At 36.6% G+C, this 20943-nt stretch carries 18 protein-coding genes; 16 read left to right on the top strand and 2 right to left on the bottom strand.

What is annotated here, in order from left to right; all coding sequences use genetic code 11:
- Positions 1-129: 129 nt before the first annotated feature.
- Together DKL58_RS06540 and DKL58_RS06535 are read right to left on the bottom strand one after the other, a co-directional pair.
- The gene (locus DKL58_RS06540) at positions 130-534 is read right to left on the bottom strand and encodes a GNAT family N-acetyltransferase (protein ID WP_109586536.1); all 405 of its coding nucleotides are present in this window, start codon (positions 532-534) and stop codon (positions 130-132) included.
- A 298-nt stretch (positions 535-832) separates the two neighbouring features.
- A complete protein-coding gene (locus DKL58_RS06535) occupies positions 833-2755 on the bottom strand; it encodes an ABC-F family ATP-binding cassette domain-containing protein (protein ID WP_109586535.1) in 1923 nt (640 codons plus the stop codon).
- 277 nt (positions 2756-3032) lie between these two features.
- On the opposite strand from DKL58_RS06535, the gene DKL58_RS06530 reads away from it, so the two are divergent.
- The 16 genes from DKL58_RS06530 (at position 3033) to DKL58_RS06455 (ending at position 20783) form a co-directional block, all read left to right on the top strand.
- Positions 3033-3668, top strand: coding sequence for a redox-sensing transcriptional repressor Rex (locus tag DKL58_RS06530; protein WP_045928377.1), 636 nt, complete (start codon positions 3033-3035; stop codon positions 3666-3668).
- Between the two features lie 161 nt (positions 3669-3829).
- Positions 3830-4114 (top strand): co-chaperone GroES, encoded by a 285-nt coding sequence (gene groES / locus DKL58_RS06525; RefSeq protein WP_034980276.1) that lies wholly within the window; start codon positions 3830-3832, stop codon positions 4112-4114.
- 19 nt (positions 4115-4133) lie between these two features.
- Complete coding sequence (gene groL, locus DKL58_RS06520) at positions 4134-5762, top strand: chaperonin GroEL (protein ID WP_109586534.1); 1629 nt, start codon at positions 4134-4136, stop codon at positions 5760-5762.
- Positions 5763-5888: 126 nt separating this feature from the next.
- A complete protein-coding gene (locus DKL58_RS06515) occupies positions 5889-6557 on the top strand; it encodes a DUF969 domain-containing protein (protein ID WP_045928375.1) in 669 nt (222 codons plus the stop codon).
- A gap of 8 nt (positions 6558-6565) precedes the next feature.
- Positions 6566-7489: a DUF979 domain-containing protein gene (locus DKL58_RS06510; protein WP_109586533.1), complete on the top strand. Its 924-nt coding sequence runs from the start codon at positions 6566-6568 to the stop codon at positions 7487-7489.
- A gap of 19 nt (positions 7490-7508) precedes the next feature.
- Complete coding sequence (gene pcp / locus DKL58_RS06505; protein WP_109586532.1) at positions 7509-8156, top strand: pyroglutamyl-peptidase I; 648 nt, start codon at positions 7509-7511, stop codon at positions 8154-8156.
- A 159-nt stretch (positions 8157-8315) separates the two neighbouring features.
- Entirely contained in the window at positions 8316-10898 is a 2583-nt protein-coding gene (mutS, locus tag DKL58_RS06500) for a DNA mismatch repair protein MutS (protein WP_109587016.1), read from the top strand.
- Between the two features lie 2 nt (positions 10899-10900).
- Positions 10901-12781 (top strand): DNA mismatch repair endonuclease MutL, encoded by a 1881-nt coding sequence (gene mutL / locus DKL58_RS06495; protein WP_109586531.1) that lies wholly within the window; start codon positions 10901-10903, stop codon positions 12779-12781.
- Between the two features lie 5 nt (positions 12782-12786).
- Positions 12787-13371 (top strand): Holliday junction branch migration protein RuvA, encoded by a 585-nt coding sequence (gene ruvA / locus DKL58_RS06490; RefSeq protein WP_109586530.1) that lies wholly within the window; start codon positions 12787-12789, stop codon positions 13369-13371.
- Positions 13372-13416: 45 nt separating this feature from the next.
- On the top strand, positions 13417-14430 hold the full coding sequence (ruvB, locus tag DKL58_RS06485; protein WP_045928369.1) for a Holliday junction branch migration DNA helicase RuvB: 1014 nt from the start codon (positions 13417-13419) through the stop codon (positions 14428-14430).
- Positions 14431-14501: 71 nt separating this feature from the next.
- Entirely contained in the window at positions 14502-14966 is a 465-nt protein-coding gene (yajC, locus tag DKL58_RS06480; RefSeq protein WP_239386359.1) for a preprotein translocase subunit YajC, read from the top strand.
- Positions 14967-15110: 144 nt separating this feature from the next.
- A complete protein-coding gene (gene zwf / locus DKL58_RS06475) occupies positions 15111-16559 on the top strand; it encodes a glucose-6-phosphate dehydrogenase (RefSeq protein ID WP_109586528.1) in 1449 nt (482 codons plus the stop codon).
- A complete protein-coding gene (gene dinB / locus DKL58_RS06470) occupies positions 16552-17688 on the top strand; it encodes a DNA polymerase IV (RefSeq protein WP_109586527.1) in 1137 nt (378 codons plus the stop codon). The genes zwf and dinB overlap by 8 nt, the downstream gene beginning before the upstream one ends.
- Before the next feature lie 52 nt (positions 17689-17740).
- Entirely contained in the window at positions 17741-18697 is a 957-nt protein-coding gene (locus DKL58_RS06465) for a DHH family phosphoesterase (RefSeq protein ID WP_109586526.1), read from the top strand.
- Positions 18690-20051 carry a DEAD/DEAH box helicase gene (locus DKL58_RS06460; RefSeq protein ID WP_109586525.1) on the top strand — a complete coding sequence of 454 codons (1362 nt, stop codon included), beginning with the start codon at positions 18690-18692 and terminating at the stop codon, positions 20049-20051. Before DKL58_RS06465 ends, DKL58_RS06460 begins: the two co-directional genes overlap by 8 nt.
- 213 nt (positions 20052-20264) lie before the next feature.
- Positions 20265-20783, top strand: coding sequence for a TetR/AcrR family transcriptional regulator (locus tag DKL58_RS06455; RefSeq protein ID WP_109586524.1), 519 nt, complete (start codon positions 20265-20267; stop codon positions 20781-20783).
- Positions 20784-20943: the final 160 nt, after the last annotated feature.

Genomic DNA, 20943 nt, shown 5'->3' with positions numbered 1-20943 from the left:
TCTTAAATTAATATTTTTACTTCTAATTTAGTGTTATCATGACTTTAGATCGTTCATTTGTTTATTTAAATTATGCTTACTCAAAAGAGCCTGGGAAAAGATAGTTTTTTCCCAGACTCTTTATGTTTCTTAAAAATCTTTGTAGAAAGCAATCAAGTTGTATTTGTCACACGGATTAAAATTACAACTCTCATAAAACCTGCGCGTTTTAACGGTATTTTCTGTCAACAAAACTTTCTGTCTGACAGAATTGTATTTCTTTAGCACGCTGTTTATTAATTTCGTACCAATTCCTTGTCTTTGATAAGCAGGATTAACAAGTAAATCTTGGATATAAATGATGGTCAGACCATCACCAACTACTCTGATTAATCCCACTAACTGGTTTTGATCATAAGCGCCAATAGCAAAAAGCGAATTTACAACTGCATTTTGCAGCTGCCGAGGATTTTGCGTATAGTAACTCCAACCTACGCTTGTGTATAAATTTATAAGTTGTTCCATAGCGATATTTTTGTCAGCTATATATTTCATTTTTATCCCTCCTTAATTAATTAATAATTAAAGAGCAGTGCGTAATTTTTCCATGTGTACCTCTCAATTTATTTTTGATAGAGCCAGTAAAATTATTATCTTTAAGTTTAAACAACTACAATTTTAAAAGCAACAGTATAACGATCTTTTTTGCGTCTGATAATTATTACGTATTTATAAATAAAAAGAAAATTTTATTAATAGTTAGCGAGGTATTTTCTGCAAGTTAGAATATAGAAACATCAGATAAGAAAGCTAATTTATTCCTATTTTTATTGTGCTTACTTAATATATTATTTTAGTCAAAGCTATCCAGTTCAGTCAGTGCTTTTTCCCAAGCAACATTTGCATCGTCCAATTGTTTTTGCACCTCAGTGAGCTGTTCTTGCAATGGACCTAATTTGTCAAAATTAGTGGCAATTGCAGGATCAGCCATTTGAGATTGAATATCTTTTTGTCCCTTTTCAAGCTTGTCAATTTTATTTTCGGTATTTTCAACTTCTCTTTGTAATTTGCGCTTTTGTGAATCGCGCAACTTTTGCTCTTGATAAGAAAGCTTGTTTTTATTTTCGTCTACTTTTGCTGCCGTATCGTTTTCTGCCGACTCGTTCTCTAAAACAATATTTTGCTTGCTTTTTTCATCTAGATAATAACTATAATCACCTTCATATACTTGAGCAACACCGTTTTTAATTTCTACAATCTTGTTTGCTAACTGATTGATGAAATAGCGGTCGTGAGAAACGAAAAGTAAAGTACCATCATAGCTCTGTAGTGCCTGTTCTAAAACCTCCTTGGCTTCGAGATCCAAGTGGTTTGTGGGTTCATCCATCAATAAAAAATTATTATGCTCAAGCGACAAAACTGTTAGGGTTAATCGCGCTTTTTGACCACCAGAAAGTTGACCGACAGTTTTATCAATATCTTTTGCGGTAAACAAGAAACTGGCTAAAATCGACCGCACATCTTTTTCAGGCATTGTTTTGTGCCGGTCCCAAACTGTATCGATTACTGTTTTAGTTGGATCAAGTCCTTGCAGTTCTTGATCATAGTAGCCGATGTCTAACGAAGCTCCATATTTGATTGAACCTTTTTTCGGTTTTAACTCCTTCATCACGGTTTTAAGTAAAGTTGATTTACCAATACCATTTTGACCAATAACGGCCACGCGATCGCCCTTATTTATTTGCAGAGAAATATCGTGAACCATTGTTTTTGTGGGGTAGCCAATTGTTAAATCACGCAAAATTAATACTTCTTTACCTGAAGGCCTTTCGCTTTGGAAATTTATGCGCACTTTATTTTTGTGCTTTGGGGGAGTAATCCTATCCATTTTCTCCAATTGCTTGCGCCGACTTTGTGCTCTCTTGGTAGTTTTAGCTCTGACGATATTTTTTTGAATAAATTCTTCGTCTTTTTTGATTTTTTCTTGCTGCTTTTCGTATGCTTCTTCTTGTTGGCGGTCACGTAATTGACGTTCAGCGACGTAGGCAGAATAATTTCCTTTAAACACAGTTAATTTGCCAAATTGTAATTCAAAAATCTGCGTTGCTAAATTATCCAAAAAATATTGGTCGTGAGAAACTACCAAAATGGCACCAGAATAGTTTTTAAGGTAATTTTCAAGCCAGTCTAATGTGTCTAAATCAAGATAGTTGGTAGGTTCATCAAGTAATAATAACGGGGGTTTGCGTAATAATAACTTGACAAAAGAGAGCCGTGTTTTTTCTCCACCGGAAAGGCTGCCAACCTTTTTAGTCCAAGTTGCTTCAGGAAAATTAAAGCCATTTAAAACACTCTTGATATCGGCCTGGTAGGTGTATCCTCCCTGTTGTTCGAAGCTGTATTGCAATTGGTCATATTGTTTTAGCAGATCCTTTTTTTGCGGATTTGCAGACATTTCTTCTTGTAAATCCCTTATCTTTTTACCCATATTAATTAAAGGGGTAAAAACAGACAACATTTCATCCCAAATAGTTTTATTTTCATTTAAATCATTTTCTTGAGCAATATAGCCGACATCTATATTTTTATTGATGGTAAAGTCACCATGTGTGGCTTCTTCTTCGCCGGTCATAATTTTAAGCAGAGTCGTTTTACCGACACCATTTGGTCCAATGAGACCTATTCTTGCATTTGAGTCAATAGAAAAGTTGACATTTTTAAATAATGTGTTAGCACCGAATTGTTTTTTTAAATCGTGCCCTTGAGCAATTATCATAATTTTTCACCTAGAAACCATTTTAGCATACGTAGCAAAATTCTTGTGGGAGAGTTTGATTGATAAATATAGGAAATAAATGTAAAAAAGAAGCATTTTTTAATTAAAAGAGTAAAAAATTAAATTTCTATTATCAAACCTGTTACTATTATGCTAAAATTTGATAGATTGTGAAAAAAATGTTTGCAAATGGCGCAAATTTATAGATAAAATAGTAGTAATTGCTGAAAAATTCACAAAACAAAATATATTCTTAATCAAGTTGGAGGCTTTTTAAATGGAAAAAATCAAAATACCCACGGCTACGGCTAAAAGATTGCCGCTATATTACCGCTACCTGATAATTTTAAATGAGGCTGGTAAAGAAAAGGTATCCTCAACTGAATTATCTGAGGCTGTTCAAGTAGATAGTGCTTCAATCAGACGTGATTTTTCATACTTTGGTGCATTGGGAAAACGTGGTTATGGTTATGATGTAAAAAGTTTGCTTTCCTTTTTTAAAAAGATTTTAAATCAAGATACCTTAACAAATGTTGCCCTGGTTGGCGTTGGTAATTTAGGCCATGCGTTATTAAACTATAATTTCAAACGTACAAACAATATTCGTATTTCATGTGCTTTTGATATAGATGATAAAATTACAGGCAAGATTCTCAGTGGCGTGCCTGTTTATGACATGAGTGAACTAAAAAAACAGCTTAGTGACCAACAGATTTCTATTGCAATTTTGACTGTTCCTTCCACGACAGCACAAAAGACAGCTGATGATATGGTTGAAGCCGGTATTCGAGGAATTATGAATTTCACGCCAATTCGTTTGTCTGCTCCAAGTGGTATTAGAATCCAGAACGTTGATTTGGCAACGGAATTACAAACTCTAATTTACTTTCTGGACTCAGACAAGAAAAAGTAGGTCTAAAAATAGAATTAGCACTTTTTTACTCAAAGTGCTAATTTTTTCTTGCATTTTTTATGAAAAGGGGTTATTATCATAAATGTAAGTTAGCACTTGATGAATAGGAGTGCTAATGACACGTAAAATAGATTAATAATTTAATTTTAGGAGGGACAAACGTGTTACAACCAATTGGTGATCGCGTGATCGTTAAAGTTAAAGAAGAAGAAGAGAAAACTGTAGGCGGAATCGTCCTGGCTTCTAATGCTAAACAAAAGCCAACAGAAGGTGAAGTTGTTGCTGTTGGTGAGGGCAGTTATGCTGAGAACGGCAGTAAAATTCCTATGACTGTTAAAAAAGGTGACGTTGTTTTATACGACAAGTATTCAGGCACAGATGTCAAGTATGATGACGAAAAGTATTTAGTCCTTCACGAAAAAGATATTTTAGCAATTGTTAAGTAATTAAGGAGCGCAGAAAAATATGGCAAAGGAAATTAAATTTTCAGAAAAAGCAAGACGTTCCCTGTTAAAGGGCGTTGACAAATTAGCTGATACTGTTAAGGCAACTATTGGTCCTAAGGGCAGAAATGTTGTTTTGGAGCAATCATACGGCAACCCGGACATTACTAATGATGGTGTGACAATTGCAAAGGCAATTGAATTAAAAGACCACTATGAGAATATGGGTGCTAAGTTAGTTGCCGAAGCAGCACAAAAAACCAATGACATAGCTGGTGACGGTACAACTACTGCTGTTGTTTTAACTCAAGCAATTATTCGTGAAGGTATGAAGAATGTTACTGCTGGTGCTAACCCTGTAGGTGTTCGCCGCGGTATTGAAAAAGCTACTAAAGCTGTAGTTAACGAATTACATAAAATTAGTCATACTGTTTCTTCAAAAGACCAAATTGCTCAAGTAGCTTCTGTATCTTCAGCATCAAAAGAAGTTGGTGACCTAATCGCTGACGCCATGGAAAAAGTTGGTAATGATGGTGTTATCACTATTGAAGACTCACGTGGTATCGAAACTGAATTATCAGTAGTTGAAGGTATGCAATTTGACCGTGGCTACCTTTCACAATACATGGTAACTGATAATGACAAGATGGAAGCAGATCTTGACAACCCATACATCTTAATCACTGATAAGAAGATTTCTAACATTCAGGACATTTTGCCATTGTTACAAGAAATTGTGCAACAAGGTAAATCATTGCTGATTATTGCTGATGATGTTTCTGGTGAAGCATTACCAACTTTAGTTTTGAACAAGATTCGTGGTACCTTTAACGTTGTTGCTGTTAAAGCTCCTGGCTTTGGCGACCGTCGTAAAGAACAACTGCAAGATATTGCTGCTTTAACTGGTGGTACAGTTATTACTGAGGACTTAGGTCTTGAGTTAAAGGACACTAAGATTGATCAATTAGGTCAAGCTCGTCGCATAACTGTAACTAAGGATTCAACTACCATTGTTGATGGTTCTGGTTCTGATGAAGCTATTAAAGATCGTGAAGATTCAATTAGAAAACAAATTGCAGAGACTACTTCTGACTTTGATAAGAAGAAATTACAAGAGCGTCTAGCTAAATTAACTGGTGGTGTTGCCGTTATTCATGTTGGTGCTGCTACTGAAACTGAATTGAAAGAACGCAGATACCGCATTGAAGACGCTTTGAACTCCACTCGTGCAGCGGTTGACGAAGGTTATGTTGCTGGTGGTGGTACAGCATTAGTAGACGTTAAGGATGCCGTTAAAGGCCTTAAGGGCGACAATGCTGATGAACAAACTGGTATCAACATTGTCTTAGAAGCTTTAACTGCACCAGTTCGTCAAATCGCTGACAATGCTGGTGAAGACGGCTCAGTTATCTTGAACAAACTTGAAGGTCAAGATAACGAAGTTGGTTATAACGCAGCTAATGGCAAATGGGAAAACATGGTTAAAGCCGGGATTATTGACCCAACCAAGGTAACCCGTACTGCTTTACAAAATGCTGCTTCAATTGCCGCTTTGCTCCTAACTACTGAAGCAGTTGTTGCCGAGATACCAGAAGATAAACCTGCTGCTGATCCAAATGCTGCAGGTGCTGGCAATCCAGGTGTGATGTAATTTAGTTTTTATTAGTTAATTAATAAATCCTACTAGCAATCCTGTGGAGCTTGCTAGTGGGATTTTTTTGTTACAATTCATTTTTAGTTTATCTTGGTTAAGATTTTTCACTGGAAAGGAACATTAGTGGAATATTTAAGTTTGTTGGGTATTGTTGTTATAGTGTTAGGGTTTGCCTTGGGGCTTGATACAATAGCTGTAGTCGTAATTTCTGCTTTAGTTACGGCATTAGTTTCAGGAATAGATTTTACCTCATTTTTGACAATTCTAGGTAAAGGATTTATGGATAACAGAATGGTTTCTCTTTTCTTTCTCACTTTACCAACTATTGGAATTTTAGAAAGACATGGTTTAAAACAAGCTGCTGTTAATTTGATTAAAAAAATGAAGAAACTGACTCCAGGTCGTATCTTCGATATTTACCAAGCCATTCGTGAAATTGCCGGTGCCTTTGGTATTTCATTACAAGGACACGTCCAGTTTATTGCGCCATTGATTAATCCAATGGCGCAAGCGGCCGGTAAGGTTAATAGCGAATTGACGCCTCTTGAAGTAGACCAAATCAAAGGTAGAGCTGCTGCAACAGAAAATTTTGGTAATTTCTTTGCCCAAAACCTGTTTGTTGCTTCCTCGAGTGTTTTACTTATTGCAAGTACGATGAAATCGCTGGGTCATCCTGTAGATCCATCTGGAATAGTTTTATATACTTTCCCAGTCGCAATTATCAGCTATATTTTATGCTTGTTCTACAATCACGCATTTGACCAAAAGCTAATGAAGAATAAAGAAAAATAGGAGAAATAATGGAAACTATAATTAATAACATTTTACTGGCATTCTATATTTTAATTGGCCTTTTTTTCCTCGCTGCTGCTATTGAATCTTGGCGTGATCAATCTAATCCAGTCCGCTGGGGTACTGGATTATTTTGGCTCTTATTTGCAATACTTTTCTGCACTGGACAATGGTTGCCAAATGCAATTAATGGTGGCATTATTCTGATCATTGCTTTATTATCTTTATTTAAACAAGTGCGTGTAGGACACATAAAGCATTTAAATGAAAAAGTTGCCCAAAAAACGGTTAAACGCATTGGCAACTGGATTTTCTTACCAAGTATCCTGCTGGCAGTTTTAGCTTTGGTCATAGCCCAATTTACTAATTTAGGTGGTCAAGTAGGTATCGGTGTAGCAGCTATTGTTTCACTTGTTGTTGCACAAATTTTGACTAAATCAAATACCAAAATAGTCTACGAAGATACACAAAGAATGGTGCGTTCTGTCGGCTCTGCCGGAATTTTGCCACAATTACTCGCTACTTTGGGTGTGGTATTTACAGCTTCAGGTGTGGGACAAGTGACTGCCAAGGCGATTTCTGGTCTTTTTCCTATTGGAAACCACTTATTAGGAGTTGCACTTTACTGTATTGCTATGGCATTATTTACAGCAATTATGGGTAATGCATTTGCTGCTTTTGCTGTTATTACAGCAGGGATTGGTATACCATTCGTTGTGGCTCAAGGTGGTTCACCGATTGTAGTTGCGGCATTAGGAATGACATCTGGGTATTGTGGCACATTGCTTACTTCAATGGCAGCCAATTTCAATACTTTGCCAGTTGCATTAATGGAAATGAAAGATCAATTAGGTGTGATCAAGCAACAATTTCCGATTGCAATTAGCATGTTGCTCATTCAAATTATTCTAATGTACTTTTTAGCATTTTAGATAGTGAGGAGAGAAGATAATGAAAATTCTTGTAACAGGTTTTGATCCCTTTGGTGAAGATGAAATTAATCCTGCAATTGAAGCAGTTAAACGGCTGGATGATGAGATTGCTGGTGCAAAGATCGTTAAACTCGAAATACCAACAGTTTTTGGCGACTGTGCAGAAGTAGTTCATGAAGCTATTCTTAAGGAAAAACCAGATTATGTTTTAAATATCGGTCAAGCTGGTGGTCGTTATGCTTTGACTCCAGAACGAGTAGCTATTAATTTTGATGATGGCCGTATTGCTGATAACAAAGGCTATCAACCTATTGCTAGTCCTATTCATGGAGATGGTCAAAACGCATATTTTACACAACTTCCTGTTAAGGCCATGGCACGAGCAATTCGTGAAATTGGATTGCCAAGCTCTGTTTCAACAACTGCAGGAACTTTTGTCTGCAATCATATTATGTATCAAGTGCAGTATATGATTGATAAGGAATTTCATGATTTAAAAGCTGGATTTATGCATATTCCATATTTACCTGAGCAAGTTGTTGATAAACCTGAAACTCCATGTCTTAATTTAACAGATGATGTTAGAGGCATTACTGCTGCAATTACCGCTATTGTGAAAATGGATGGCAAAAAGGATTTACAGAGTATTGAAGGTCACATTGCTTAAATTTTTTAAAAAGAAAGCAATCACTGCGGCAAAAAAACATATTGTGAAAAGAGATCGTTTTACTTGCGGTCTTTTTTCTTTTAATAAGAACTTTAGCGTATAATAATAACAGTAATGCAGAAAAGAAGGGGAATAATGGCGCAAACAAACCTGACTCCGATGATGGAGCAATATCACGAAATTAAAAAGCAATATCCCGATGCTTTCCTTTTTTATCGGGTGGGCGATTTTTATGAATTATTTGAAGATGATGCAGTCAAAGGTGCTCAAATTTTAGAATTAACTTTGACTCACAGATCTAATAAAGCTGAAAACCCTGTTCCAATGGCAGGAGTTCCGCATGTAGCAGTCCAATCCTATGTAGATACTTTGGTTGAAAAAGGCTACAAAGTAGCCTTGTGTGAACAACTTGAAGATCCTAAAAAAGCTAAAGGAATGGTTAAACGGGGCATAATTCAACTTGTGACCCCGGGAACTTTAATGAATGACAAGCCCAGTGAAGCTAAAGAATCGAATTATCTTACATCTGTTGTAACTACCAAAAGCTCCTTTGGACTTGCATACAGTGACTTATCTACCGGCGAAATTTATGCCACACATTTAAAGAGTTTTGCTGCTGTGTCTAATGAATTACTTTCGCTGCGTACACGCGAAGTCGTTTTTAATGGTCACTTAAGTGATAAGGATAGTGATTTTCTTCATAAAGCTAATATTACAGTGTCAGAGCCCGTAGAATTAACTGGCAAACATGCAGAGATTTCTTTTGCTGAGCAGGATTTGACTAATTCTGCTGAAAAAGCTGCTGTAAAACAACTTGTAGGTTATTTATTGCAGACCCAGCGCCGCAGTTTAGCCCATTTACAGGTAGCAAAAAGTTATGAAGTCAATCAATATTTGCAAATGTCTCATACTGTACGGGATAATTTAGAGTTAACAGCATCTGCGAAAACCGGCAAAAAAATGGGTTCACTTTTTTGGGTACTTGATAAAACGCATACTGCAATGGGTGGACGATTGTTAAAACAATGGCTGGCTCGGCCACTCTTATCTGTTGAGCAGCTAAATAAAAGGCAGGAAATGGTGCAGGCATTAATTGATGAATATTTTACGCGGGAAAATATTAATGATGCTCTTAAAGGGGTTTATGACCTAGAACGTTTAACTGGGCGAATTGCTTTTGGCAATGTCAATGCCCGCGAGTTATTGCAATTGGCTCATTCTCTCAATGCCGTACCAACGATTTTGACAGCAATCCAAAAAACTGATAATAAAAATCTGCAAAATTTTGCCAGACAAATTGATCCGTTAAAAGGAATTGCCAAATTAATTACAGATACCATTGTTGATCAGCCTCCAGTTCTGACAACTGAGGGAGGGCTAATCAAAGATGGCGTTGATAGTCAATTAGATCGCTACCGGGATGCCATGAATAATGGTAAAAAATGGCTGACCGAAATGGAACAGGATGAACGGGCCAAAACAGGAATTGAAAATTTAAAAGTAGGTTACAACAAGGTCTTTGGCTATTATATTCAGGTTACAAACTCGAATAAGGGCAAAGTACCTTCAGATCGTTATACCCGTAAGCAAACTTTGACCAATGCTGAACGATATATTACACCTGAACTTAAAGAGCATGAAAATCTGATTTTAGAAGCACAGACCAAATCAACGGATTTGGAATATGATTTGTTTGTGAAATTAAGAGAAGAAGTTAAGAAATATATTCCTGCCTTGCAAAAGTTGGCTGGACAAGTGGCAGAGCTCGATGTTTTCTGCTCTTTTGCTCAAGTTGCCGAGGATAATAATTACTGCAGACCACAATTTCATACTGATAATCAGGATGTTAAAGTTATCATGGGCCGTCACCCTGTAGTTGAACAGGTGATGAAGGCAGGCTCTTTTATTCCTAACGATGTAAAATTAACAGAAAATACAGACATTTTTCTGATAACTGGTCCTAATATGTCCGGAAAAAGCACTTATATGAGGCAGATGGCACTTATTGCCGTGATGGCTCAAATTGGTTCGTTTGTGCCAGCAGATAGTGCTGATTTGCCTATTTTTGACCAAATTTTTACCAGAATTGGTGCAGCAGACGATTTAATTTCCGGACAAAGTACCTTTATGGTCGAAATGACCGAAGCTAACGATGCATTACAGCATGCGACTAAGAGGAGCCTGGTGTTATTTGATGAAATTGGCCGGGGAACGGCAACCTATGATGGTATGGCACTCGCTGGTGCTATTGTCCAGTATCTACATGATGAGGTTGGGGCTAAAGTGTTGTTTGCGACTCACTTCCATGAGCTAACGGCGATGGAACAGACACTGCCTCATTTAAAGAATATTCACGTTGGAGCAACCGAAGAAAACGGTAAATTGATCTTTCTTCATAAAATTTTACCTGGACCTGCTGATCAAAGTTATGGCATTCACGTTGCTCAACTTGCCGGATTACCGAGAAAAGTTTTACGAAAAGCTACCAAGTTGCTTAATAGGCTTGAAGCTCAAGGAAGTAATTTGGGCCCAGCTTCCACGCAGCTGGATTTGTTTAGTTCAGTTAGTGAAACAGAAGAAGCTGTTCCTGTTGAAACACCATTAGATTCCAAGGATGAATTAACTGATAAAGAAAAAGATATCTTAGATGAAATTTCTAATCTTTATTTAGCTGATCAAACGCCTTTGCAAGTAATGCAGCTAGTTGAAAACTGGCAGGAAGATTTAAAGGATGAGAACTAGTCATGGCTAAAATACATGAGCTTTCGGTCAACCTCTCTAATCAGATAGCAGCTGGAGAAGTAATTGAAAGACCTGCCAGCGTGGTAAAGGAGCTGGTTGAAAATGCAATTGACGCAGGTAGCAGCAGAATTAGAATTGAATTCACTGATGCCGGTTTAAAGCAAATTGTAGTTCAGGATAACGGCTCCGGAATTGATAGTGATCAGATTGATCTTGCTTTTACCAGGTATGCGACCAGTAAGATTGCAAATGAGCATGACTTATTTAATGTCAATACATTAGGTTTTAGAGGCGAAGCCTTAGCCTCAATTGCTGCAGTCAGTCACGTCGAAATTTTAACTAATTCTGCTAATGAAATAGGTACGCGCGCCGAGTTTGCGGGCGGAGTTAAGAAAACACAGGAAAATGCTGCTGCCAGAAAGGGTACACAGATTACTGTTAAAGACTTATTTTATAACACACCGGCGCGATTAAAATATTTACGTAGTCCGAGAACTGAAATTATGAAAATCGTGGATATTGTTAATCGGATTGCGTTAGGTTATCCTGAAATTGCATTTACATTGATGAACGAAGGTCGAATATTATTAAGAACTGCTGGCAACAATAATTTACGGCAAACGGTTTCTAGCGTTTATGGCAGAAATATTGCGGAAAAAATGTTGTCTTTTAAAAGCAGTGATAATGATTTTGAGATAAGTGGCTTAATTTCTAACCCTGAACTTACCAGATCTACGCGTAATTTTATTTCCATTTTACTTAATGGTCGGTACATTAGAAATTTTAAATTAGCTAGTGCAGTGATGGCTGGTTATGGTAATAACCTTGCTGCTAAACATTATCCGATAGCTGTGGTTAAGATAAAAACTGATCCACTTTTGGTAGATGTTAACGTGCACCCCACAAAAAGGGAGGTACGTTTATCCAAAGAAACTGAATTAAGTCGTTTAATAACAAATGCAATCAGCACTGTGCTCTTGAAGAATGAAACAAAATCTGATGCTATCAGCAATTTAAATAACGCTACAGAAGATACTTTAGTTGATCAGTTAAAATTTAATTTAAATAAAAACGTGGTTGAAACTAACAGACCTGAAACTCAAACTGACCAAATTAATGAAACGGTACCTGAAAAAATCCAGCATATTCAACATACACAGTATGTAGATTTAGATACCCCGCGAGATGATGATCGTTATCTGATTACCGCAACTTGGACGGAGAACGTTAAAAAACAATGTCAGTTGACGCCTTTCACCAGTAAGCAGTCTAGTAGCGGAGTGATTTCTACCGGGGATGAATTACTGGCAAGTAGTTTACCCGAATTAAGTTTTGTAGGTCAAACTAAAATATATATTATTGCTGCAAGTAATGATGACTTATATTTAATTGATCAGGTTGCTGCCAGAAGACTGCTTTCTTTTAAAAAGATTATGCTCGAATTGTCTAGTTCTAAAATCAGCCAGCAAGGTTTATTGAGTCCTTTAATTTTAGAATTTGGCAATTTAGATTTTCTACAAATAAAAGATAAGTTGGCAGACATTCAAAAAATTGGCATTTTTTTAGAAGACTTTGGGCAAGATACCTTTATCTTGAGGTCTTATCCCACTTGGTTAGGCAAAGAAGTCGAACATTCTGTGCGTACAATTTTAGACACGTTTTTAAACATAGATGACAGTGATTCTCAAAATTTAATTAAAAGAATAGCAGCAGACCAAGCTCAAAGGGAAGTTGCAGGGCGCAAAAAATTGACATCTGCAGATTGTGGCGAAATTTTGACAAATTTAAGGCAAGTTTCTGATCCATATCATGATGCAAAGGGCAATTTGGTAATTGTGCGCCTAAGAAAAAATGATTTACGCAAAATGTTTAAGAAAGACTAATAAAAATGTATGAATATTTAAAAGGTAATATTACAATAGTTAAGCCAGATTTTATAGTAGTTGACGTAAATGGGGTTGGCTATAAGGTTTTTAGTCCCTCACCATACGCATACCAAGAGGGACAAAAAGTGCGAATTTTTATTGAACAAATCGTGCGAGATACTGGAGTAACCTTATATGGGTTTCAAACAGAAGATGATAAAGGACTGTTTTTAAAACTTTTAAGTGTTAGTGGTATCGGACCAAAGTCTGCCTTAGCAATTATGGCTGCTGAAGACAGTAATTCTCTAGCAGAAGCAATTGAACAGGGTGAGGTGAAATACTTAACTCGTTTTCCAGGTGTAGGCAAAAAAACAGCTTCACAAATTGTCCTTGATTTAAAAGGTAAATTAGGAGACTATGTCAAGAAGGCAAATAAAGAAGCTTTAGCGGAAGTAACACCAGAATTAAATGATGCTTTGTTAGCTTTACTGGCACTAGGTTATACTAAAAAAGAAGTAGACAGAATTACACCGGCTTTAATAGAAGAGGAAAAGACAACGGCAGATCAGTACATCAAAAAGGGATTGTCTCTTCTCTTAAAGAAGTAAATCTTGCTATAATGAAAATAACGATTTAAAAAGGAAGTGAGACAGTTGGCAGAAAATAAAAATGAGATAGTTTCTGGTGAAGTTCAGGGCTCAGAAGAAGAACAAGCCGAATTTTCACTGCGTCCCCAAACACTAGATGAATATTTGGGACAAAAACGGGTAAAAAAAGAGATGGCAGTTTATATAAAGGCTGCCAAAAAAAGAGACGAAGCACTGGATCACGTTCTATTATATGGTCCGCCTGGATTGGGAAAAACAACGTTAGCATTTGTAATAGCTAATGAGCTTGGTGTCCACCTAAAAAGTACCAGTGGACCTGCAATTGAAAAGGCTGGTGATTTAGTTGCCTTGCTAACTGATCTTAATCCTGGTGATATTTTATTTATTGATGAAATTCACCGTTTGGCCAAGCCAATTGAAGAAGTACTTTATTCCGCAATGGAAGACTATTATGTTGATATCGTGATTGGTGAAGGGCAGACTACTCACGCGGTTCATGTCCCCTTGCCACCTTTCACTTTAGTTGGCGCAACTACTTTAGCCGGTCAACTTTCTGCTCCTTTACGCGGACGATTTGGTATCGTGGAACACTTGCAGTACTATACTGTTGATGAACTGGAAAAAATTATTTGTCGTTCAAGCAAAGTTTTTAATATTGATATTGAACCTCAAGCAGCACACGAATTAGCACGCAGATCTAGGGGCACGCCCCGTGTGGCTAACAGGTTATTACGAAGAGTGCGTGATTTTGCTCAGGTCAAAGGAGAAGAAGTTATTTCTTTTGCGACTACCAAAAGCTCATTGCAACAATTGCAAGTTGACGATGAAGGGCTTAATCAGACTGATCGCAAAATTTTGCGTGTGATTATTGAAAATTATCGTGGTGGTCCGGTAGGAATCAGGACTTTAGCGGCAAATTCAGGAGAAGACGTTGAAACTATCCAGTCACTGTACGAACCATATTTAATGCAAAATGGCTTTTTATTAATGACTCCAAGAGGAAGAATGGTCACTGAGAAAGCTTACGTTCATTTAGGCCTGCCCTTGCCAAACAAATAATGCAATTGTTCGTTATTTTTTGTATAATTAATATTTAGACAATGAGTAATTTTAATTTGAGGAGTGTAACATTGAATAATTTATTTTTAGCTAATGCTAATAATGGAAGCGGAAGTTTGTGGACGATCATTATCTTTGTTGTTTTGATCGCTTTGATGTATTTTACTATGATCAAACCCCAAAAAAAGCAACAGCAAAAGAAAATGGAAATGATGAATCAATTGAAGAAAGGTGACAGCGTCATCATGATCGACGGTCTTCACGGTAAAATTGATTCTGTTAATACTAAAGACAAAACTGTGGTGCTTGATGCAGATGGGATTTATTTAACTTTTAGTAGAATGGCGGTACAGCAAATTCTGCCAGGCAATGCAACCAATGCTGAACCAGCTGCTACTTCTGAAAGTGCTGACAAAACTGAAGAAGCAGAGCAAAGTGAACCGACTACTGATCAAAAGCCGGATCAGCCTGCTGAAAAACCAGCTGAAGAAAAACCAGCTAGTTCATCTGCTGAAACACCGGACAAGTCAAAATAAAGTGGTTAAAAAGTGCCTTTAAGGCACTTTTTTGTTACCAAAATTAATAAACAAAAAATAGCAAATATTGCTCAAAGCGCGAGTTTACCGGCAAAATAGTATAAAATAAAGCTAGTGTAAAAAGATAACAGAAAGGATTTTTTCATGAATAATATTCCGGTAATTATGATTATCTTTGGTGGTAGTGGAGATTTAGCACATAGGAAGCTATACCCAGCACTGTTTAATTTATTTGAACAAGGTTTAATTCACGATAATTTTGCTGTAATTGGCACGGCTCGTCGTCCCTGGTCACATGAATATTTGCGCGACCAAGTGAGTGACGCTGTGCACGAAACACATAATGAAGTGGATGAAAATGATTTAGCTGCGTTTGCCAGTCATTTTTACTATCAGTCTCATGATGTGACAAATGTGGAACACTATGAAACCTTGAAAAATTTGGCGCAAGATCTTGACGATCGATATAGTGCACAGGGAAATCGTATTTTCTACATGGCGATGGCTCCTAAATTCTTTGGTACTATTGCTGAACATATTAATGATCAACATTTAACTAGTTCGGGTTTTAACCGCATTGTTGTTGAAAAGCCTTTTGGTCGTGATCTTGCCACGGCAGAAGAGTTGAACAAGCAAATAACTGCATCTTTTGCTGAAGATGATATCTTTCGGATTGATCATTATTTAGGCAAGGAAATGATTCAGAACATTTTACCAATGAGGCTTACTAATCCATTGATTAAAAATATTTGGAATAATCATAATATTAAAAACGTTCAGGTCACTTTGGCTGAGCAACTTGGAGTTGAGGCTCGAGGTGGCTATTACGAAACAGCAGGAGCTTTGCGCGATATGGTACAGAACCATATTTTTCAGATAATTACGTTGCTCGCAATGCCGGAACCTAAAGATCTAACTTCGCAAAGTATCCACAAAGCAAAGCAAGAACTTCTTGATAGTATGGTAATTCCCACAGAAGATGAAATTGAGCGGCATTTTGTGAGGGGGCAATATCTTGGAAGCGATGTTACCTTTGGCTATCGTCAAGAGCCTAATGTTGCTGAGGATTCTCATACGGAAACCTATGTAGCAGGTGAAGTAAAGTTTAAAAAGGGGCCACTGGCAGATTTACCAATTTATTTTAGAACTGGTAAAGAAATGAGAGAAAAGAAAAATAGGATTGACATTGTTTTAAAGCATATGTCGAATCAGTATGGCATGGCTCACTCAAATAATATTTCAATCATTATAGATCCGCAGATGCAGATTTTTATTACTATTAACGGTAAAAAAATCAATGAATCTGGCATTAGACGAGAGAATTTGAGTTACGGACTTTCAAGTGATGAGCAAAAACAGGTGCCAGATGGTTATGAACGTTTGCTGCATGATGTTTTTGTAAATGATTCAACTAATTTTACTCACTGGAGTGAACTAAAAAACTATTGGAAATTTATTGACCATGTTGAAGAAGCTTGGCAAAAAGAAAACGAACAGGGTCAAGAACCTGAACAATATTTGCCATACAGAATGGGTCCTAAATCAGCTGCTAAAATTTTTGAGTCACCGACAGAGCGTTGGATTTATGAGTAATTTTGACGATGGCCTTTTGCCTAAAAATGATACACATAGAAAAATTATTCATCTTGATATGGATGCTTTTTATGCATCTGTAGAAACACGCGATAATCCTGAATTAAAAAATAAAGCACTGGTAATTGGTCAAGATCCTAGAAATTATCACGGTCATGGTGTGGTTGCAACAGCTAATTATATTGCTCGTCAATACGGTGTGCACTCTGCTATGCCATCGATTAAGGCATTAAGACTGATACCGAAAAATAAATTGGTATTTTTGAGCCCAAATTTTACCAAATATCATAGTGTTTCTGCAGAAATACATCAGTTGATGCATGAAATTACTGATAACGTCCAATCTATCGCGCTTGATGAAGCGTATTTGGATGTAACTGAAAACAAATTAGGGATAACCTCTGCGTTGCAGATTGCAATTAATCTTCAGAAGAAAATAAAAAAAGAAGTTGGTCTTAACTGTTCTTTTGGCGTCACATATAACAAATTTTTAGCAAAAATGGGTTCTGAGTATTCGAAGCCATTCGGGCGCACTGTTATTTTGCCAGATGAAGCCAAAGAATTTTTAGCAACACAAAAAATTGCTCAGTTTCATGGTATCGGTCCAAAAACTCAAGCAAAATTAGCAGAAATGGGTGTATTTACAGGACGTGGCTTGCAAAAAATGCATGTTCGTGATTTAATAAAACATTTCAACCGTATGGGTTATTTAATGGCAGAGCACGCAAATGGTATTGATTTATCCCGGGTAATTCCCGACGATGAGCGTAATCGCAAATCTATTAGTATTGAACGATCCTATGAACCCAGCGTTTACAGTGAGCAAACCGCACTGACAAATTTGCGTAATTACGTTAATGATCTGGCCGATAAGCTAATTGAACGTAATTTTTATGCTAATACGGTTGTCTTAAAAATTCGCAACAGTGATTTTAAGACTGTTACTAAAAGACGTAAACTTGATCATGCTACAAATAATCCGTTAGAATTATATGATGTTGCTAAAGATCTTTTTGATCCTATTTCCAGTTCATTTTTAAATGATGGTATTAGGCTTTTAGGTGTGACAGCTACGGATTTTACCGAAGCAGACTATGAAAATATGGATTTGGATTTGTTTATTCAATAAGAAAGTTATTATTAAGCTAAATTCTATAATTAAGTAATAAGGGAGTTAAGATATGAATACTTTTACCGAAATATATCAAAAAATCACACAATATGACACCATTATTTTACATAGACACACTAGTCCAGACCCAGACGCTTTAGGTTCACAGGCTGGACTTGCACGTTCTTTAAAGCTGCAGTTTCCCAATAAGCGTATTTTATGTGCGGGTGAAAATGATGAAGGCGATCTAGCATGGATCAATCATATGGATCAAGTGACTGAACAGGATTATGAAGGAGCTCTTGTAATCACAACAGATACCGGAAATGCAGCCCGTATTTCTAATAAACTATATAGCAAAGGTGATTTCTTAATAAAAATTGATCATCATCCCGATGTTGAACCATATGCTGATATGAGTTTTGTTGATGATCAGGCTCCTGCTGCTTCACAAATTGTAGCAGACTTTATTATTACTGAAAAAATGCCACTTACTGCAGAAGTTGCCTATCCACTTTATGCTGGAATAGTGGGTGATACCGGTAGATTTATGTATCCTGAAACAACAGATCATACTTTTAAAATTGCGGCTAAATTGGCAGCGACCGGAATTAATATTAATGAAATTGCGCGTAATATCAGTGATGTTACCTTCGAACAGGCAAAATTACAGGCCGAAGTTTTGGAGTATATGAAAGTCGATGCTAGTGGTGCAGCCTATGCAATTTTAACTCAAGATACTTTGCATAAATTGGGTGTAGATTCAGAACAAGCTTCATGTACTGTTTCTACTCCCGGTCGAATTAAGGATATCATTGCCTGGAATGTTTTTGTTGAAAAACCAGATGGTACATTCAGAGTCCATTATCGTTCAAAGGGACCAGTAATTAACGAATTAGCAGCAAAACATGATGGAGGCGGTCACGCTTTAGCAAGTGGAGCTAACGCAAAAGACATGGCGGAAGTGAAACAAATTTTCGCAGAACTAGTTCAGGTAACCAAGGAATATCAAGAGGAACATGAATAATATTTTTGAAAATGAACAGATAAATCCAGCAATTAGACAGGGATTAAAAAAGATTAACTTTGTTAAACCCACTGAAGTGCAGGAAAAAGTGATCCCTGTTTTAATGGCACGCAAAAATGCTGTAGTGCAAGCAGTTACCGGTTCAGGTAAAACTCACGCCTTTTTGATTCCTGTTATGAATGAAATTGACGAGAATCTTCAATTTCCTCAGGCAATCTTGACTACGCCTAGTCGTGAACTTGCCCAGCAATTGTATCAAGTAGCCCGTCAGTTAAGGGATGCTTCCAATCTAAACCTGTCTATTGCGTTATTAGCAGGTGGTACCGATCGTGAGCGGCAAATTGAAAGTATTAGCAGACATAAACCGCAAATTATCATTGCTACTCCCGGTAGACTACATGATTTTGTTGAAAAAAAGATTTTGCCACTAGATTATGTCAAAAACTTTGTCATTGATGAGGCTGATATGACTCTGGACATGGGATTTTTAAGTGAAATCGATTTTATTGCACAAAGATTGCCCCAAAACTGTGTTTTGACTGCTTTTTCAGCCACAATTCCGGTTAAGTTGGCTAACTTTTTACGTAAATACATGGCAAAGCCTGAAACTATTATCATAGATAATCCTACCGTTATCTCTCCAACAGTGAAAAACGATTTGCTTGATATTGGCTCAAAAAATCGCAAAAAAATACTCTATCAATTATTAACAATTGGCCAGCCGTATTTAGCACTAATTTTTGCTAACACAAAGCAAACTGTTGATGAACTAGCAGATTTTCTCATTAATCAAGGCTTAAAAGTGGCCAAAATTCATGGTGGAATTACTGAGCGCGAACGTAAAAGAACAATGCGTGAAGTAGAAGCCGGACAATACCAGTATGTAGTGGCAACTGATTTAGCTGCACGCGGCATTGATATTGAAGGTGTCAGCTTAGTTATTAATTATGAAATTCCCCGTGAATTAGAATTTGTGATTCATCGTATTGGTAGAACCGGCCGAAATGGGATGAGCGGTCATGCCATCACGTTAATTCGTGAAGAAGAAATGAATCAAATTCTTAAGCTGGAAAAAATGGGAATTCATTTTGATTTTGTCGAAATTAAAGATAGTTCTCTGGTACCGCGAACGCATTATCATAACCGCAAATTAAGACAATCAACTTCTCAAGGCCTTGATAATAAGGTAAGAGGGATGGTAAAAAAAGCGCAGAAAAAACGTAAACCTGGCTATAAGAAAAAGATTAAAAGAGCTATTAAGCAAGATAGAGCGCAAAAAAATAGAATTGAACAACGCAGTAAAATTCGAAAAGCTAAACGACAAAGAAAAAATAGGCGTGATAGTCAAGACTAACTTAAAATAAAAATTATATTTAAATTATTCCTAGAAAGCCAACACACGATTTCACTTAGATGTTGGCTTTTTATTTTGCATACAAATTAAAGAATCTTGTCGTTTTAAGTTCTTTTTAGCATTTTAAAAATAAAATCATTTTTTTCCAAGATAATATTGCTTGTCGTTACTATTATTGATATACTTATAGCATTATAAGTAGGAGCATTTAATATGAGTTTAACAAAGAATGAACAAGTTCTCGTGTTAGAGCTATCAAAATATAATGTCTATAAGTACACAGTCACTAAATTTTGTAAGAAATTGAATATTAACCGTGGAGTTTTTTATAGAAAATACCGTAATATTTGTGATTTGTTTACTTCAGTTTTAGCTTTACAAACTAGACGGGCATTACGAAGTATTGACGGTGAAACGATGGATCGCATGTTTTACAGGATGCTGTCGAAAATAAAAGAAAATAAGACTTTCTATATTAACCTCAATAGAATTGCGCAAAACCCACAAGAATTTTATCGTGTTTTACGAAAAGAATATGCTATAGCCATAGAGAAGTATATGCGACCTAGAGGATCATTTTCGGTTCGTAAAGTTGAATTAGTAGCAAACGGAATTTATGCTATTGTTTACAATTGGGTTGTAGATGAGTGTCAACTTGATATAAGGGACGTATACCAAAGTATCCATTTATTATTGGTTCATATTGAGCAATCTATAAAAAAATCTGAGTGAACTTAAATTTTTTGTAAAAAAGACTTGCAAAAGGCAAAAATAATTGCTAGTATTAATAACTGTCGTCGGGCAATGAGCCGCAAGGCAAGAGGCCTAAGAGGCAGCACAAAAAATCGAGCAAAAGCAGTTGACAAAAGCGAGCTGCTTTAGTAAGATAATA

It is taken from the genome of Lactobacillus kullabergensis (assembly GCF_003151025.1).
Classification (GTDB): Bacteria; Bacillota; Bacilli; order Lactobacillales; family Lactobacillaceae; genus Lactobacillus; species Lactobacillus kullabergensis.
This window is presented reverse-complemented; position numbering and strand designations above follow the sequence as displayed.

Excerpts from the sequence above, each read along its gene's own strand:
- DKL58_RS06540 (WP_109586536.1), bottom strand. The coding sequence starts at position 534 with ATGAAATATATAGCTGACAAAAATATCGCTATGGAACAACTTATAAAT.
- DKL58_RS06535 (WP_109586535.1), bottom strand. The coding sequence starts at position 2,755 with ATGATAATTGCTCAAGGGCACGATTTAAAAAAACAATTCGGTGCTAAC.
- DKL58_RS06530 (WP_045928377.1), top strand. The coding sequence starts at position 3,033 with ATGGAAAAAATCAAAATACCCACGGCTACGGCTAAAAGATTGCCGCTA.
- groL (WP_109586534.1), top strand. The coding sequence starts at position 4,134 with ATGGCAAAGGAAATTAAATTTTCAGAAAAAGCAAGACGTTCCCTGTTA.
- DKL58_RS06510 (WP_109586533.1), top strand. The coding sequence starts at position 6,566 with ATGGAAACTATAATTAATAACATTTTACTGGCATTCTATATTTTAATT.
- pcp (WP_109586532.1), top strand. The coding sequence starts at position 7,509 with ATGAAAATTCTTGTAACAGGTTTTGATCCCTTTGGTGAAGATGAAATT.
- mutS (WP_109587016.1), top strand. The coding sequence starts at position 8,316 with ATGATGGAGCAATATCACGAAATTAAAAAGCAATATCCCGATGCTTTC.
- mutL (WP_109586531.1), top strand. The coding sequence starts at position 10,901 with ATGGCTAAAATACATGAGCTTTCGGTCAACCTCTCTAATCAGATAGCA.
- ruvA (WP_109586530.1), top strand. The coding sequence starts at position 12,787 with ATGTATGAATATTTAAAAGGTAATATTACAATAGTTAAGCCAGATTTT.
- zwf (WP_109586528.1), top strand. The coding sequence starts at position 15,111 with ATGAATAATATTCCGGTAATTATGATTATCTTTGGTGGTAGTGGAGAT.
- dinB (WP_109586527.1), top strand. The coding sequence starts at position 16,552 with ATGAGTAATTTTGACGATGGCCTTTTGCCTAAAAATGATACACATAGA.
- DKL58_RS06465 (WP_109586526.1), top strand. The coding sequence starts at position 17,741 with ATGAATACTTTTACCGAAATATATCAAAAAATCACACAATATGACACC.
- DKL58_RS06460 (WP_109586525.1), top strand. The coding sequence starts at position 18,690 with ATGAATAATATTTTTGAAAATGAACAGATAAATCCAGCAATTAGACAG.
- DKL58_RS06455 (WP_109586524.1), top strand. The coding sequence starts at position 20,265 with ATGAGTTTAACAAAGAATGAACAAGTTCTCGTGTTAGAGCTATCAAAA.